The organism is Pseudomonas sp. S36 (assembly GCF_016647875.1).
GTDB classification, from domain to species: Bacteria; Pseudomonadota; Gammaproteobacteria; order Pseudomonadales; family Pseudomonadaceae; genus Aquipseudomonas; species Aquipseudomonas parafulva.
The window spans coordinates 68,172-83,583 of record NZ_JACVVG010000007.1 but is presented as its reverse complement, the minus strand read 5'-3'; the positions used below and the strand labels follow the sequence as shown (position 1 = coordinate 83,583).

Here is a 15,412-nt window from a genome sequence, read left to right as displayed (position 1 = left end):
TCCGAATGATGTGCAGCGGGCCGGCCTACACCGGCCCCTCGTTACCTGGGCAAACTGGTATCAGCGCCCGTGACGCCTCAGCCATTCGCGGGCCAGCTCGCGGGCGCGCTGGTCCGCGGCAAACACCGCAGCCAGTGACGGCAGTGGCACGACCGGCTCCTGGTCCAGGACCTGTTCGATCATACTCGCGATATCCGGGAAGCGGATACGGCGGGCCAGAAATGCCTCGACCGCCACTTCGTTGGCCGCATTGAGCACAGCCGGGGCGCTGTGGCCCGCTTCTGCAGCCTGACGCGCCAGGCGCAGGCAGGGGAAACGCAGCTCGTCCGGCGCCTGGAAGTCCAGGCGGGCGATGCTGAACAGATCCAGCGGGGCAACCCCTGACGCTATCCGCTCTGGCCAGGCCAGGGCATTGGCGATGGGCGTACGCATGTCCGGGTTACCCAGCTGCGCCAGCACCGAACCGTCGACGTAGTCGACCAGCGAATGGATGACACTCTGCGGGTGCACCACCACTTCGACGTCGGCCGGCGCGGCATCGAACAACCAGCACGCCTCGATCAGCTCCAGGCCCTTGTTCATCATGCTGGCCGAGTCTACGGAAATCTTGCGCCCCATGGACCAGTTCGGGTGTGCACAGGCCTGCTCGGGGGTAACCTCGAGCAGCGCCTCGGCGGGCGTCTCACGGAACGGCCCACCCGATGCGGTCAGCAGGATGCGGCGAACACCCACGGCGCCGAGGCCCCGTGCGTAATCGGCCGGCATGCACTGGAATATCGCGTTGTGCTCGCTGTCGATGGGCAGCAGTACCGCGCCGGAGCGCCTGACTGCGTCCATGAACAGGGCGCCCGACATCACCAGCGCTTCTTTGTTGGCCAGCAACACCTTCTTGCCCGCCTCTACCGCCGCCAGGGTGGGGCGCAGCCCAGCGGCGCCGACGATAGCCGCCATCACGGCGTCAACCTCCGAAGCCGAGGCCACCTGACAAAGCCCTGCCTCGCCCTCGAGCACTTCAGTGGCACACCCGGCAGCCGCCAGGCCGCTGCGCAACCGAGCAGCGGCCTCAGCCTCCGGCACCACCGCAAACACCGGGCGATGGCGCACGCACAGCTCAAGCAGCTCGTCGATGCGTGAGTACCCGGTGAGCGCGAACACCTGGTAGCGGTCCGGGTGCCGCGCGATCACATCCAGCGTACTCAGGCCGATAGAGCCGGTAGCACCGAGCACGGTGATCCGCTGCACAGCACTCACATCACACCCCATTCAGCAGCCCACAGCAGCACGGCGAACAGCGGAATGGCAGCAGTCAGGCTGTCGATACGGTCCAGCACACCACCGTGGCCCGGCAGCAGGTTGCTGCTGTCCTTGATGCCCGAGCGGCGCTTGAACATGCTCTCGGTCAGGTCACCCACCACCGATGCCATCACCACCAGCGCAGCACCGACCAGGCCCAGCAGCACCTGGCCCACCCCCCACTCACGGCTGATGCCAACGGCCAGCGTGATGACCAGGCTCACCGCCAGGCCACCATAGACGCCCTCCCAGCTTTTGCCCGGGCTAACGTGCGGGGCCAGCTTGCGCTTGCCGAATGCTCGGCCAGAGAAATAGGCACCGATATCCGCCGCCCACACCAGCACCATCACCGACAGGATCAGCCAGTTGCCCAATGGCCAGTGCTTGAGCAGCACCAGGCCCTGCCAGGCTGGCAGCAACACCAGCAGGCCGATCAGCAACCGGCAGGCGGCACTGGCCCACAGCTCACTGGTGCGCGGGTAGGTGAGTACCAGCCAGGTAGCAAGCCCCCACCAGATCACCGCTGCACCGAGCACCCAAGGGGCCAGTTCCGGCAACACATAGAGCAGCATCAGCGCCCCGGCAACAACCAAGGCATAGGCGATACGCAGGGGCTGGGCCATCAGCCCGGCCAGGCGCGCCCACTCCCACGCACCGAGCGTTACCACCAGGCCGATGAACAGGGCGAAGTCGCCCCCTTCGAGCAGGAAGAACCCACCCAGCGCTATCGGCAACAGGATCAGCGCGGTAATGATGCGTTGTTTAAGCATTAAGCACGAGCTCCAGCCTCGACCTGCTCGCTGGTCTTACCAAAGCGGCGCTGGCGCGAAGCGAAATCGGCCAATGCCTTACGCATGGCCTCGTGTTTGAAGTCCGGCCAGAAAAGGTCGGAGAAATACAGCTCGGCGTAGGCCAGCTGCCAAAGCAGGAAATTGCTGATGCGGTGCTCGCCACCCGTGCGGATGCACAAGTCGGGCAACGGCAGATCGCCCGTGGACAGGCAGGTTTGCAGCAGGCCCGGGGTGATGTCGTCAGGGCGCAGATGCCCGGCCTGCACCTCTCGCGCCAGCCGCTGGGCCGCCTGGGCGATATCCCACTGCCCGCCATAGTTGGCCGCGATCTGCAGGATGAAACGGTTGTTACCGGCAGTCAGTGCCTCGGCCTCGCGCATGGCGGCCTGCAACTCAGGGTGGAACCGCGAGCGGTCGCCAATGATGCGCAGGCTGATGTTGTTCTCGTTCAGCCGCCTGGCCTCCCGGCGCAACGCCGAGAAGAACAGCTCCATGAGGGCACCGACCTCCTCGGCCGGGCGCTGCCAGTTTTCGCTGGAGAAGGCGAACAGCGTGAGCACCTCGACACCCGCCTCGGCGCACACTTCGATGACCGCACGAACGGCGTCCACTCCGGCCTTGTGGCCGGCAACCCCCGGCAACAGGCGGCGTTTCGCCCAGCGGTTGTTGCCGTCCATGATGATCGCGACGTGACGCGGCACCGAAGACGGTACCGCTGGCTTGGTCTTTTCCATCAAAAAAAACCTGGCCTCAGACGGCCATCAGGTCCTTTTCCTTGGCCTTGAACGCAGCATCGACTTCAGCAACGAACTTGTCGGTCAGCTTCTGGATTTCATCGGCCGCGCGACGCTCTTCGTCCTCGCTGATTTCCTTGTCCTTGGTCAGCTTTTTCAGGTCTGCCAGGGCATCGCGGCGCACGTTACGCACGGCTACCTTGGCATCCTCGGCCACGCCGCTGGCCTGCTTGGTATAGCCTTTGCGAGTTTCTTCGGTCAGGGCAGGCATCGGCACACGGATGGTGGTGCCAGCGCTCGACGGGTTCAGGCCCAGGTCCGAGGTAAGGATAGCCTTCTCGATAGCCGCGCTCAGGTTCTTGTCATGGGCGACGATCTTCAAGGTGCGGGCGTCTTCGACGCTGATCGCAGCAACCTGGTTCAGCGGCATCTCGCTACCCCAGGCAGGCACCTTGACGCTGTCCAGGATGCTTGGGTGGGCGCGACCTGTGCGGATGGCCGCCAGGTTGCGCGCCAGGGCCTCCAGGGACTTGCCCATGCGGTCCTGAGCGTCTTTCTTGATGTCGTTGATCATGCTTGGCCTTCCTCGATCAAAGTGCCTTCAGCGCCGCCCACCACGATATTCAGCAGGGCGCCAGGCTTGTTCATGTTGAATACCCGCAATGGCATCTTGTGGTCACGGCACAGGCAGATTGCGGTCAGGTCCATCACACCCAGCTTGCGATCCAGAACCTCGTCATAGGTCAGGCGATCGAACTTCTCGGCATGCGGGTCCTTGAATGGGTCAGCAGTGTACACACCATCGACCTTGGTCGCCTTCAGCACCACGTCGGCATCGATTTCGATGGCGCGCAGACAGGCTGCGGAGTCGGTGGTGAAGAACGGGTTGCCGGTACCGGCGGAGAAAATTACCACATCCCCGGAGTTGAGGTGACGGATAGCTTTGCGGCGGTCGTAGTGGTCGGTGACACCCACCATGGAAATGGCCGACATGACCAGCGCCGGGATATTCGAACGCTCCAGGGCATCGCGCATCGCCAGGGCGTTCATCACCGTGGCCAGCATGCCCATGTGGTCGCCGGTAACGCGGTCCATGCCGGCAGCGCTCAGTGCGGCGCCGCGGAACAGGTTGCCACCACCGATGACCAGGCCCACCTGAACACCGATCCCAACCAGCTGGCCCACTTCAAGGGCCATGCGATCGAGCACCTTCGGGTCGATCCCGAAGTCTTCCGAGCCCATCAGGGCCTCGCCGCTAAGTTTGAGCAAAATGCGTTTATAGCGAGGTTGGCGACCACTCACCTGCTGAGCCATTGCGAGTCTCTCCTGCGGCGTACTGTAGAAAATTCGTGCGGGCTGTTTGCAGCCTGCTAACTGTAGCGTGGCACCGGGTAGGCGCCAGCGGCGGCAGGGTTCGATGAACCCCTCGCCGTTTTGACAAAGAGGCTGCGCGCGTGAGCGGGCAGCCTCTTCGGGGCGACAGACGGGGCTGTCTTACTGCTTGGCAGCAGCTACTTGAGCAGCCACTTCGGCAGCGAAGTCGTCAACCGGCTTTTCGATACCTTCGCCGACCTTGAAGTAGGTGAAGGAAACGATTTCTGCACCGGCTTTTTTAGCCAGGGCGCCCACTTTGACTTCTGGATCCATGACGAAGGCCTGCTCTTTCAGCGAGGCTTCAGCCTTGAACTTGGAAATACGGCCGTTGATCATGTTCTCAACGATGTTTTCCGGCTTGCCGGCGATCTTGTCGGCGTTCAGTTGCAGGAACACACCCTTCTCACGCTCGATGGCTTCAGCGGAGATTTCCGACGAGTCCAGGAACTCAGGGTTCGACGCTGCAACGTGCATGGCGATGTTCTTGGCCAGCTCGACGTCACCGCCTTGCAGAACAACAACGGCGCCAATCTTGTTGCCGTGCAGGTAGGCACCTACCACGTCACCTTCAACACGCACCAGACGGCGGATGTTGACGTTTTCGCCGCACTTGGCGACCAGGGCTTCACGGGCAGCTTCACGCGAGGCGATCAGCGGGGCTGCGTCGGTCAGCTTCTGGGCGAAGGCTTCTTCCAGGCTTTCGGCCACGAAGTTCTTGAAGTCGTCTTGCAGGGCCAGGAAGTCGGTCTGCGAGTTCACTTCCAGCAGAACGGCGGCTTTGCCGTCGGTCTTGACGGCGATAGCGCCTTCAGCAGCCACGTTGCCAGCCTTCTTGGCGGCCTTGATGGCGCCGGAGGCACGCATGTCGTCAATGGCTTTTTCGATGTCGCCGTCGGCCTTTTCCAGGGCCTTCTTGCAATCCATCATGCCTTCGCCGGTACGCTCGCGCAGTTCTTTTACCAGCGCTGCAGTAATTGCTGCCATTTCAAAATCCTCTTGGAAAGTTTTTCAACCATTCCACCCGTTGCTCACGGGCGTTCAATTCTGCGAATCCGCTGTTGTGTTCAGCCGGCCCATGATGCGGGGCCATCGCTGACAGCAGGATTTCAAGGTGGCAAAAAGGGGGCAGAGCCCCCTTTTTGCGTGCCAAGTCGACGCTAGCGTCTATTACTCGGCAGCCGGTGCAGCCGCTTCTTCAGCGTAGACTTCGGTGCCGCCAGCAACGTTGTTGCGGCCACGGATCACAGCGTCAGCCATGGAAGTCATGTACAGCTCGATAGCGCGAATGGCGTCATCGTTACCTGGGATGATGTAGTCAACACCTTCCGGGCTGCTGTTGGTATCGACAACGCCGATAACCGGGATACCCAGTTTGTTGGCTTCGGTGATCGCGATGCGCTCGTGATCAACGTCGATGACGAACAGAGCGTCAGGCAGACCACCCATGTCCTTGATGCCACCCAGGCTGCGGTCCAGTTTTTCCAGATCGCGGGAGCGCATCAGGGCTTCTTTCTTGGTCAGCTTGGCGAAGGTGCCGTCATCGGCCTGGGTTTCCAGGTCGCGCAGACGCTTGATCGAAGCGCGGATGGTCTTGTAGTTGGTCAGCATGCCGCCCAACCAACGGTGGTCAACGTACGGCGAACCGCAACGAGCAGCTTGCTCGGCGACGATCTTGCCGGCGGAACGCTTGGTGCCGACGAACAGGATCTTGTTCTTGCCCTGGGCCAGGCGCTCAACGAACGACAGTGCGTCGTTGAACATCGGCAGGGTTTTTTCCAGGTTGACGATGTGGATCTTGTTGCGCGCGCCGAAAATGTACTTGCCCATTTTCGGGTTCCAGTAACGGGTCTGGTGGCCGAAGTGCACACCGGCCTTCAGCATATCGCGCATGTTGACTTGGGACATGATAGTTCCTTGATAAGTCGGGTTGGGCCTCCACGTATCCCAATGACCAACCCGCGAGTTCTGCAACTCGGGGCACCCAGGCCATCGTGTCGACACGTGTGTGGGTTTGTGTGCAGACGGGCCTGGGCCCGAAAGCGGCGCATGTTATACCACAGTGCGCGGGCAAACGGAACCTGAAAACTGCCCCCGCGCTGCAGGCGCCCTGCCATGACTGAAACAGCCTGAACCCCGCAGCTCTGTTAGAATGACGCCTTTCCTGTTTTAGCGCGCCGCGTGCGGCGCAGTGAAGAGAGCCTGTAATGACCGTCACCATCAAGACTGCAGAAGACATCGAGAAGATGCGCATCGCCGGCCGTCTGGCTGCCGAGGTGCTGGAAATGATCGAAGAGCACGTCAAGCCCGGCGTCACCACCGAAACCCTCGACCGCCTGTGCCACGACTACATCGTCAACGTGCAGCAGGCCATTCCGGCGCCGCTCAACTACAAGGGCTACCCCAAGTCGATCTGCACCTCCATCAACCACGTGGTCTGTCATGGTATCCCCAACGACAAACCACTCAAGGACGGTGACACGCTGAACATCGACATCACCGTGATCAAGGACGGCTACCACGGCGACACCAGCCGCATGTTCCATGTGGGTACCGTGCCGCAGTGGGCCGAACGGCTGTCACGCGTCACCCAGGAATGCCTGTACAAGGCCATCGAACTGGTGAAGCCAGGCTGCCGCCTGGGCGATATCGGCGAAGTGATCCAGAAGCACGCTGAAAAGAATGGTTTTTCCGTGGTGCGCGAGTTCTGCGGCCACGGCATCGGCAAGGTGTTCCACGAAGAGCCGCAGATTCTGCACTACGGCCGTGCCGGCACGGGCATGGAGCTTAAAGAAGGCATGACCTTCACCATCGAGCCGATGATCAACCAGGGCAAGGCCGACACCAAGGTACTGGGCGACGGCTGGACCGCCATCACCAAGGACCGCAAGCTTTCGGCGCAGTGGGAACACACCCTGGTGGTCACCGCCACGGGCTACGAAATCTTCACCCTGCGCAAGGACGACACCATCGCGCGCCTCTCGGCCTGAACAGGCACAGCCCACACCACAGGAGCGTGACCCGATGCCACAGGTGGACCCCGAACTGTTCGACCGCGGCCAGTTCCAGGCAGAACTTGCCCTGAAGGCCAGCCCTGTGGCTGCCTTCAAGAAGGCCATTCGCCAGGCCGGCGAGGTGCTGGACAAGCGTTTTCGCGCCGGCAGCGCCATTCGCCCGCTGATCGAAGCACGCGCCTGGCTGGTGGACAACGTGCTGCAACAGGCCTGGAACCAGTTCGACTGGGGTGACCACAGCGGCATCGCACTGGTCGCCGTAGGCGGTTACGGGCGCGGCGAACTGCACCCGCATTCGGATATCGACCTGCTGATACTGCTGGGCGCGGCAGAACATGAACAGTACCGCGATGCCATTGAGCGGTTTCTCACGCTGCTGTGGGACATCGGCCTGGAAGTGGGCCAGAGCGTGCGCACCGTCGATGAGTGCGCCGAACAGGCCCGCGCCGACCTCACGGTCATCACCAACCTGATGGAAAGCCGCACCATCACCGGCCCCGAGGCCTTGCGCCAGCGCATGCTCGAGGTCACCAGCACCGCGCACATGTGGCCAAGCCGGGAGTTCTTCCTGGCCAAGCGCGCCGAACTCCAGGCGCGCCACCACAAGTACAACGACACCGAGTACAACCTGGAGCCCAACGTCAAGGGTTCGCCCGGAGGCCTTCGCGACATCCAGACGGTGCTGTGGGTAGCACGCCGCCAGTACGGCACACTCAACCTGCACGCCCTGGCCGGCGAAGGGTTTCTGCTGGAAAGCGAAAACGAGCTTCTGGCCTCGTCCCAGGACTTCCTGTGGCGGGTGCGCTATGCCCTGCACATGCTGGCCGGCCGCGCCGAAGACCGCCTGCTGTTTGACCATCAGCGCAGCATCGCCGCCCTGCTGGGCTACAGCGATGACAACCCGAAGCGCGCCATCGAGCAGTTCATGCAGCAGTACTACCGGGTGGTAATGAGCATCAGCCAGCTGTGTGACCTGATCATCCAGCACTTCGAAGAAGTGATCCTGGCCGATGACGACAGTGGTACCACCCAACCGCTGAATGCGCGGTTCCGCCTGCATGACGGCTACATCGAGGCCGTGCGCCCCAATGTGTTCCGGCGTACCCCGTTCGCCATGCTGGAAATGTTCGTGTTGATGGCCCAGCACCCCGACATCAAGGGCGTGCGGGCAGATACCGTGCGGCTGCTGCGCGAGCACCGGCACCTGATCGACGAGAGTTTCCGTACCGATATCCGCAACACCAGCCTGTTCATCGAGCTGTTCAAGTGTGAAATCGGTATCCACCGCAACCTGCGGCGCATGAACCGCTACGGCATCCTCGGGCGCTACCTGCCGGAGTTCGGCCTGATCGTCGGGCAGATGCAGCACGACCTGTTCCACATCTATACGGTCGACGCCCACACGCTCAACCTCATCAAGCACCTGCGTAAACTGCAGTACACGCCGGTGTCCGAGAAATTCCCGCTGGCCAGCAAGCTCATGGGGCGCCTGCCCAAGCCTGAGCTCATTTACCTAGCCGGTCTTTATCACGACATTGGCAAGGGTCGCCAGGGTGACCACTCCGAGCTGGGCGCAGTGGATGCCCAGGCGTTCTGCGAGCGCCATCAATTGCCCGCCTGGGACAGCCGGCTGATCGTCTGGCTGGTGCAGAACCACCTGGTCATGTCCACCACGGCCCAGCGCAAGGACCTGTCAGACCCGCAGGTGATCCACGATTTCGCTTTGCACGTGGGCGACGAAACGCGCCTGGACTACCTGTATGTGCTGACCGTGGCCGATATCAACGCCACCAACCCCAGCCTGTGGAACTCGTGGCGGGCCAGCTTGCTGCGCCAGTTGTACACCGAAACCAAGCGTGCCTTGCGCCGCGGCCTGGAAAACCCGCTGGACCGTGAAGAGCAGATCCGCCAGACCCAGTCCGCTGCCCTGGATATCCTGGTGCGCCAGGGTATCGACCCGGACGACGTCGAGCAGCTGTGGTCGCAGTTGGGCGATGACTACTTCCTCAAGCACAATGCAGCCGACGTTGCCTGGCACAGCGATGCGATCCTGCAGCAGCCTGCTGACGGCGGGCCACTGGTGCTGATCAAGGAAACCACCCAACGCGAATTCGAGGGTGGCACGCAGATTTTCATCTACGCCCCCGACCAACACGACTTCTTCGCGGTGACCGTGGCGGCGATGTCGCAGTTGAACCTGAACATTCATGATGCGCGCATCATCACCTCCAGCAGCCAGTTCACCCTCGACACCTATATCGTGCTGGACAACGACGGCGGCGCGATCGGCGACAACCCACAGCGGGTCCGGCAGATTCGCGATGGCCTCACCGAGGCGCTGCGCAACCCGGAAGACTACCCGACCATCATCCAGCGCCGGGTGCCGCGCCAGCTCAAGCACTTCGATTTCCCGCCCCTTGTGACCATCCTCAACGATGCCCAGCGGCCAGTCACCATCCTTGAGATCACCGCCCCCGACCGCCCGGGGCTGCTGGCCCGGTTGGGGCGCATTTTCCTCGAGTTCGACCTGTCGCTGCAAAACGCCAAGATCGCCACGCTGGGCGAACGGGTGGAAGACGTGTTCTTCATCACCGATGCCGACAACCAGCCACTGTCCGACCCACAGCTGTGCAGCCGCCTGCAGGAGGCCATCGTGCAGCAGTTGCAAGCCGGCCAAGCCAGCACACCCCCTGCACGCGTGACTTTTTGACGACCAGATGATTGACGAGACCTTGCGCCAATGAACCATGCCTTGACCCAGCTCCAGCCCTACCCCTTCGAAAAGCTTCGCGCCCTGCTGGCCAGCGTTTCACCTGCGGCGGGCAAACGTGCAATCGCCCTGTCGATCGGCGAACCCAAGCACACCTCGCCGGCGTTCGTGGCACAGGCGATGGCAGACAACCTCGACAAGCTGGCGGTGTACCCCAGCACCCTGGGCCTGCCCGCCTTGCGCCAGGCAATCGGCCAATGGTGCGAGCAGCGCTTTGGCGTGCCAGCCGGTTGGCTGGATGCCGACCGCCACATCCTGCCGGTCAATGGCACCCGCGAAGCGTTGTTCGCTTTCACCCAGGCAGTGGTGAACCGCAGCGATGACGGTTTGGTGGTCAGCCCCAACCCGTTCTATCAAATCTACGAAGGTGCCGCCCTGCTCGCCGGTGCGACCCCGCATTACCTGCCATGCCTGGAAGACAACGGTTTCAACCCCGATTTCGATGCCGTGCCGGCAGAGGTCTGGCAGCGCTGCCAGGTGCTGTTCCTGTGCTCCCCAGGCAACCCAACCGGCGCCCTGGTGCCCATCGACACCCTGAAAAAGCTGATCGCGCTGGCTGACGAACACGACTTCGTAATTGCCGCCGACGAGTGTTACAGCGAGCTGTACTTCGACGAAGAGGCGCCACCCCCTGGGCTGCTGACCGCCTGTGCCGAACTGGGGCGCAGCGACTTCAAGCGCTGCGTGGTGTTCCACAGCCTGTCCAAGCGCTCCAACCTGCCGGGCCTGCGTTCAGGCTTTGTCGCGGGCGATGCCGACATCATCAAGCCCTTCCTGCTGTATCGCACTTATCACGGCTGCGCCATGCCGGTACAAACCCAGATGACCAGCATCGCCGCCTGGCAGGACGAAGCTCATGTGCGGGCCAACCGCGACCAATACCGGGCCAAGTACGACGCTGTGCTGGACATTCTTCAGCCGGTCATGGACGTGCAACGCCCCGATGGCAGCTTCTACCTGTGGGCAAAGGTGCCCGGTGATGATGCCGCGTTCACCCGCGACTTGTTTGCGTCCCAGCATGTGACGGTGGTCCCGGGTTCGTACCTGTCCCGCGAGGTACATGGCGTAAACCCGGGCGCAGGGCGTGTACGCATGGCGCTGGTAGCGCCGCTGGCAGAATGCATCGAGGCGGCAGAGCGGATTCGGGCTTTCCTTGGGAGCTGACAAGCACCTTGCCGGAGTAAAGGCCCGCCGTTGCGTCGCTATAGATACATAGCTACCACTGATACCCGCTCGGCCACCCGCACCATGGTGACTCCCCTACTCTCTGGAGTCACCATGATTACAGCCAAACTCCCGCTACGCCTGGACTCAGTCAACCCATATAAAGCGCGCCAGCTGGCCTTGACGGAGAATCCGCGCAATGGGCCACCCAGCGGTATGCGTACCCGCTCCATGGGCCCCACCGGCAAACTGTGGAAGCCAGGGCGCTTGCTCAAGGTCTCGTTCGTTAGCAAGGGCAGCGAAGCGCTAAAGGCCCGCATCTACGAGCTGGGCCGTTCCTGGATCGACCTGTCGAGCGCCAACCTGCTCATGGAGCGGGTCGAAGATAATGACCAGAGCGCCGAGATCAGGATTTGCTGTGCCCCCGAGGCTTACCTGAACGGTACGCACCTGGGCACCAATATCCTCGAGAGTGGCTCGCCCAACCTGATGTTGTGCTTCGAACCCGGTGAAGAGCTGTTCGAATTCACGGTGCTGCACGAATTCGGCCATATCTTCGGCCTGGACCACGAACATCAGCACCCGGAAGCGGACATCCCATGGAATGACCGGGCCATGCAGTACTACGCCAGAGAGTTGGGCGGGGCAAGCGAAGAAGAAGTTCGCAAGCAGGTGTTCGACAAACGCCCGTCCGCCGACCTCGTCAACATTGGCTACGATCCACATTCGGTGATGCACTACCCGGTAGAACCCTTCCTGACAACCAACGGCTGGCAGGTGGGCATCAACGCCGAACTGACTGAAAAGGACCTTTCATTCATGCGTGAAGCCTACCCACGCTGACCCGTACGGCTATCGAACGTGCCCCAGGTTCGCCTCGCTCATGTCGAGTTCCCCCAGCACCTGGCGCACCACCTCATCACCTACCAGGTGCTGGCGATGCAGGCTATACAGTTCAAGCCGCTGGGCGCGCAGTGCGCGCAAGCGCAACCGCCGCTCCAGCTGATCCATCTGCTCGGCCAGCGCCTTGGCTTCGGCGCTGTCGTTGTAGCTGGCCAGCTCATCACGGTATTCGGCCATCAGCCGGGCCTTGAGCTCCGTCGCCAAGGTGGCCTGGGCGGCGTCCTGGGGTGCACTGCTGTCAATGACCTCTTCTGCTTCCAAGGCGTGGATCGCGGCCTCGGCGGTGCGCCGCCAGGCCTCCTGCACCTCCTGATGCAAACGCTCGTCCGGGCTCTTGGTCACGCCGCGCAGCAACAAAGGGAGCGCGATGCAGGCGCTGATCAGTGACAGTAAAATGACACCCGCGGCAATGAAGATCAGCAGGTCCCGCTCAGGGAATGCCTTGCCCGCCCCCATCAGCAGCGGGATGGACATAACGCCGGCCAGCGTCACCGCACCCCGCACGCCGCCCACCGTCAGCAGCCAGCAGGACCGCGCGGTGGGCATCAGCACCAGTGCCGGCTTGCCACGCCAGTGGCGGATAACGCCGATAGCGCGCCAGATACTCTGCACCCAGATGAACCGCAGCAGGATCAGCGCGGCAAAGATCGCCACCACGTCCAGGCAGCGCCAGGCCAGGGTCGGCCACAGCGTTGCTTCGTGGCTGACCACCGCCTTTATGATGTCCGGTAATTGCAGGCCCAGCAGCAGGAAAATCAGGCCGTTGAAGGCGAATTCCAGCAGCGACCAGACGCTGCGGTTGAGCAGGCGGGTGCTGGTTTGGCGAGGCAGCAGGTCCAGCCAGCTCTGCATCATGCCTGCCGCCACAGCCGACAGAATACCCGATACCCCCAGGCGCTCTGCCAGAACGTAGGCCGCGAAAGGCAACAGCAGCATGAACACCACATGGGTGGCAGGGTCGTCCCAGCCACGGGCGATCATCCAGGCGCGCAAGCGGCCTACCAGCCAGCTGAGGGCCACCCCCACTGCCAGCCCGCCCAAGGCCACTAATACGAAGCTGAAGCTGGCGTCTGCCAGCGAGAACACACCGGTAATCGCCGCTGCCAGGGCGAACTTGAAGGTCACCAGGCCTGAGGCATCGTTCATCAGCGCCTCGCCCTGCAACATGTGCATCAGCGGCGTGGGCAAACGGTCCTGGGTGATGGCCGAAACAGCCACGGCGTCGGTCGGCGAAAGCACCGCCGCCAGGGCGAACGCTACTGCCAGCGGGATACTCGGCAGCAGCCAGTGGATGAAGTAACCCGCCCCGACCACGGTGAACAACACCAGCCCGACGGCCAGCGCTACCACCGGCCCGCGCATGCGCCACAGTTCACGCTTGGGGATGCGCCAGCCATCTGCGAACAGCAGCGGCGGCAAGAACAGGAACAGGAACAGTTCTGGGTCCAGCGCCACGTGCAGCCCAAGGGTGGGCCAGGCCAGCAAGGCACCGGCCGCGATCTGCACCAGTGGCAGGGGGAGTGGAACCATGCGGCCGACCAGCTTCGACACACTGACCAGTGTCAGCAGAATGAGGACGGTATAAGCGGACTGCATCCGTTCGGGTTTCCTTTTGAACAGTAACGACGACAAAAGGCGAAACATCGCCTTTGAAACAATATGTTAGCGGTGCCCTGAATGGCAAAACCGCTGCACCATGGTCGTAAAAGACTATTGAATATGTAACATGATGATGCTTCGGTGACAGCAGGGTCGATTCGTTCCCCAGGATTACAGCGGGTGCGGCCAGCGCTGCCCAGCCCATCACGTTCCCACCCGTGGCACTTGTAGAACCGTTCCCGCATAATCCCGTGGTTAACATGATAAACGGAGAGGTTGGGGTAGCCTGTGACCCCAATGTGCACAATGACCTACACGCTCTACGGCATCAAAGCCTGCGACACCATGAAAAAAGCACGAACCTGGCTCGACGACCAGGGCATCGTCTACGAATTCCATGACTACAAGACCCAAGGTATCGACCGTGACAGCCTGAACCGCTGGTGTGGCGAACACGGCTGGGAAGTCATCCTCAACCGTGCCGGCACCACCTTCCGCAAGCTGGATGACGCCAGCAAGGCAGACCTCGACCAGGCCAAGGCCGTCGAGTTGATGCTGGCTCAGCCGTCGATGATCAAACGCCCGGTGCTGGACCTTGGCGCGCGTACGTTGGTCGGCTTCAAGCCCGACCTGTACGCAGCGGCCCTGGCCTGACCACCCCCTATTTCGCACGAGGTAATTCCATGTCCAATACTCTGTTCAGCCTGGCTTTCGGTGTCGGCTCCCAGAACCGCCAGGGCGCCTGGCTGGAAGTGTTCTACGCACAACCCCTGCTCAACCCGAGCGCTGAACTGGTCGCAGCCATCGCCCCGGTACTGGGCTATGAAGGCGGCAACCAGGCGATCGCCTTCAGCAATGCCCAAGCCGCACAACTGGCCGAAGCCGTGCGGGGCGTGGACGCAGCCCAAGCGGCACTGCTGACCCGCCTGGCCGAGAGCCACAAGCCGCTGGTCGCCACGCTGCTGGCCGAAGACGCCGCCCTGGCCTCCACGCCTGAGGCATACCTCAAGCTGCACCTGCTGTCGCACCGCCTGGTCAAACCCCACGGCGTGAGCCTGGCGGGTATCTTCCCACTGCTGCCGAACGTGGCCTGGACCAACCTGGGCGCAGTCGACCTGGCCGAGCTGGCCGAGCTGCAACTGGAAGCGCGCCTGAAGGGTGAGCTGCTGGAAGTGTTTTCGGTAGACAAGTTCCCGAAAATGACCGACTACGTGGTACCTGCCGGCGTGCGCATCGCCGACACCGCCCGTGTGCGCCTGGGCGCCTACATCGGTGAAGGCACCACCATCATGCACGAAGGCTTCGTCAACTTTAACGCGGGCACCGAAGGCCCGGGCATGATCGAAGGCCGCGTCTCGGCGGGCGTGTTCGTTGGCAAGGGCTCAGACCTGGGCGGCGGTTGCTCGACCATGGGCACGCTGTCGGGTGGCGGCAACATCGTCATCAAGGTAGGCGAAGGCTGCCTGATCGGCGCCAACGCGGGTATCGGCATTCCGCTCGGCGACCGCAACACCGTCGAAGCCGGCCTCTACATCACCGCAGGTACCAAGGTGAACCTGCTGGACGAGAACAACGAGCTGGTCAAGGTGGTCAAGGCCCGCGACCTGGCCGGGCAGACCGACCTCCTGTTCCGTCGCAACTCGCTCAACGGTGCAGTGGAATGCAAGACCCACAAGTCGGCCATCGAGCTGAACGAGGCGCTGCACGCGCACAACTGAAAACCTGACAAGGTTTGAAGTGTTAAGATCGGGTCTGGTGCACATGCGCCAGACC

The 15,412-nt window shown here is 62.5% G+C and carries 14 protein-coding genes; 6 read left to right on the top strand and 8 right to left on the bottom strand.

The window, feature by feature from the left end; genetic code table 11:
• Positions 1 to 60: 60 nt before the first annotated feature.
• The 7 genes from ispC to rpsB all read right to left on the bottom strand — a co-directional run bounded on the left by ispC (position 61) and on the right by rpsB (position 6,097).
• Entirely contained in the window at positions 61 to 1,251 is a 1,191-nt protein-coding gene (gene ispC / locus IAE36_RS05935; RefSeq protein ID WP_028634985.1) for a 1-deoxy-D-xylulose-5-phosphate reductoisomerase, read from the bottom strand.
• Positions 1,248 to 2,063, bottom strand: a complete 816-nt coding sequence (locus IAE36_RS05930; RefSeq protein WP_060481761.1) for a phosphatidate cytidylyltransferase — start codon at positions 2,061 to 2,063, stop codon at positions 1,248 to 1,250. Before IAE36_RS05930 ends, ispC begins: the two co-directional genes overlap by 4 nt.
• Positions 2,063 to 2,818 carry a polyprenyl diphosphate synthase gene (gene uppS / locus IAE36_RS05925; RefSeq protein ID WP_028634983.1) on the bottom strand — a complete coding sequence of 252 codons (756 nt, stop codon included), beginning with the start codon at positions 2,816 to 2,818 and terminating at the stop codon, positions 2,063 to 2,065. The genes IAE36_RS05930 and uppS overlap by 1 nt, the downstream gene beginning before the upstream one ends.
• A gap of 16 nt (positions 2,819 to 2,834) precedes the next feature.
• Positions 2,835 to 3,392 (bottom strand): ribosome recycling factor, encoded by a 558-nt coding sequence (frr, locus tag IAE36_RS05920; RefSeq protein WP_028634982.1) that lies wholly within the window; start codon positions 3,390 to 3,392, stop codon positions 2,835 to 2,837.
• Positions 3,389 to 4,132: a UMP kinase gene (gene pyrH, locus IAE36_RS05915; protein WP_028634981.1), complete on the bottom strand. Its 744-nt coding sequence runs from the start codon at positions 4,130 to 4,132 to the stop codon at positions 3,389 to 3,391. The genes frr and pyrH overlap by 4 nt, the downstream gene beginning before the upstream one ends.
• A 180-nt stretch (positions 4,133 to 4,312) precedes the next feature.
• Positions 4,313 to 5,176, bottom strand: coding sequence for a translation elongation factor Ts (gene tsf / locus IAE36_RS05910; RefSeq protein ID WP_028634980.1), 864 nt, complete (start codon positions 5,174 to 5,176; stop codon positions 4,313 to 4,315).
• A 183-nt stretch (positions 5,177 to 5,359) separates the two neighbouring features.
• Complete coding sequence (gene rpsB / locus IAE36_RS05905; RefSeq protein WP_028634979.1) at positions 5,360 to 6,097, bottom strand: 30S ribosomal protein S2; 738 nt, start codon at positions 6,095 to 6,097, stop codon at positions 5,360 to 5,362.
• 299 nt (positions 6,098 to 6,396) lie between these two features.
• Between rpsB and map the strand changes: the two genes are divergently transcribed.
• From map to IAE36_RS05885, 4 genes are all read left to right on the top strand, one after another.
• Positions 6,397 to 7,179: a type I methionyl aminopeptidase gene (gene map, locus IAE36_RS05900; RefSeq protein ID WP_201211072.1), complete on the top strand. Its 783-nt coding sequence runs from the start codon at positions 6,397 to 6,399 to the stop codon at positions 7,177 to 7,179.
• 34 nt (positions 7,180 to 7,213) lie between these two features.
• A complete protein-coding gene (locus IAE36_RS05895; protein WP_201211070.1) occupies positions 7,214 to 9,913 on the top strand; it encodes a [protein-PII] uridylyltransferase in 2,700 nt (899 codons plus the stop codon).
• Between the two features lie 30 nt (positions 9,914 to 9,943).
• Positions 9,944 to 11,137, top strand: a complete 1,194-nt coding sequence (gene dapC / locus IAE36_RS05890; RefSeq protein WP_201211068.1) for a succinyldiaminopimelate transaminase — start codon at positions 9,944 to 9,946, stop codon at positions 11,135 to 11,137.
• Between the two features lie 114 nt (positions 11,138 to 11,251).
• Positions 11,252 to 11,980 (top strand): hypothetical protein, encoded by a 729-nt coding sequence (locus IAE36_RS05885; RefSeq protein ID WP_201211066.1) that lies wholly within the window; start codon positions 11,252 to 11,254, stop codon positions 11,978 to 11,980.
• Positions 11,981 to 11,989: 9 nt separating this feature from the next.
• On the opposite strand, the gene IAE36_RS05880 is transcribed toward IAE36_RS05885, so the two are convergent.
• On the bottom strand, positions 11,990 to 13,636 hold the full coding sequence (locus IAE36_RS05880) for a Na+/H+ antiporter (RefSeq protein ID WP_201211064.1): 1,647 nt from the start codon (positions 13,634 to 13,636) through the stop codon (positions 11,990 to 11,992).
• 309 nt (positions 13,637 to 13,945) lie between these two features.
• Between IAE36_RS05880 and IAE36_RS05875 the strand changes: the two genes are divergently transcribed.
• Both IAE36_RS05875 and dapD read left to right on the top strand, forming a co-directional pair.
• Positions 13,946 to 14,293, top strand: coding sequence for an ArsC family reductase (locus IAE36_RS05875; protein WP_060481766.1), 348 nt, complete (start codon positions 13,946 to 13,948; stop codon positions 14,291 to 14,293).
• A 29-nt stretch (positions 14,294 to 14,322) separates the two neighbouring features.
• Complete coding sequence (gene dapD, locus IAE36_RS05870; RefSeq protein WP_028634914.1) at positions 14,323 to 15,357, top strand: 2,3,4,5-tetrahydropyridine-2,6-dicarboxylate N-succinyltransferase; 1,035 nt, start codon at positions 14,323 to 14,325, stop codon at positions 15,355 to 15,357.
• Positions 15,358 to 15,412: the final 55 nt, after the last annotated feature.

What these genes read in the sequence shown, in the direction of transcription:
- IAE36_RS05885 (WP_201211066.1), top strand. Translation starts at nt 11,252, where the DNA reads ATGATTACAGCCAAACTCCCGCTACGCCTGGACTCAGTCAACCCATAT.
- pyrH (WP_028634981.1), bottom strand. Translation starts at nt 4,132, where the DNA reads ATGGCTCAGCAGGTGAGTGGTCGCCAACCTCGCTATAAACGCATTTTG.
- frr (WP_028634982.1), bottom strand. Translation starts at nt 3,392, where the DNA reads ATGATCAACGACATCAAGAAAGACGCTCAGGACCGCATGGGCAAGTCC.
- IAE36_RS05895 (WP_201211070.1), top strand. Translation starts at nt 7,214, where the DNA reads ATGCCACAGGTGGACCCCGAACTGTTCGACCGCGGCCAGTTCCAGGCA.
- IAE36_RS05880 (WP_201211064.1), bottom strand. Translation starts at nt 13,636, where the DNA reads ATGCAGTCCGCTTATACCGTCCTCATTCTGCTGACACTGGTCAGTGTG.
- IAE36_RS05875 (WP_060481766.1), top strand. Translation starts at nt 13,946, where the DNA reads ATGACCTACACGCTCTACGGCATCAAAGCCTGCGACACCATGAAAAAA.
- tsf (WP_028634980.1), bottom strand. Translation starts at nt 5,176, where the DNA reads ATGGCAGCAATTACTGCAGCGCTGGTAAAAGAACTGCGCGAGCGTACC.
- map (WP_201211072.1), top strand. Translation starts at nt 6,397, where the DNA reads ATGACCGTCACCATCAAGACTGCAGAAGACATCGAGAAGATGCGCATC.
- uppS (WP_028634983.1), bottom strand. Translation starts at nt 2,818, where the DNA reads ATGGAAAAGACCAAGCCAGCGGTACCGTCTTCGGTGCCGCGTCACGTC.
- rpsB (WP_028634979.1), bottom strand. Translation starts at nt 6,097, where the DNA reads ATGTCCCAAGTCAACATGCGCGATATGCTGAAGGCCGGTGTGCACTTC.
- dapC (WP_201211068.1), top strand. Translation starts at nt 9,944, where the DNA reads ATGAACCATGCCTTGACCCAGCTCCAGCCCTACCCCTTCGAAAAGCTT.
- dapD (WP_028634914.1), top strand. Translation starts at nt 14,323, where the DNA reads ATGTCCAATACTCTGTTCAGCCTGGCTTTCGGTGTCGGCTCCCAGAAC.
- IAE36_RS05930 (WP_060481761.1), bottom strand. Translation starts at nt 2,063, where the DNA reads ATGCTTAAACAACGCATCATTACCGCGCTGATCCTGTTGCCGATAGCG.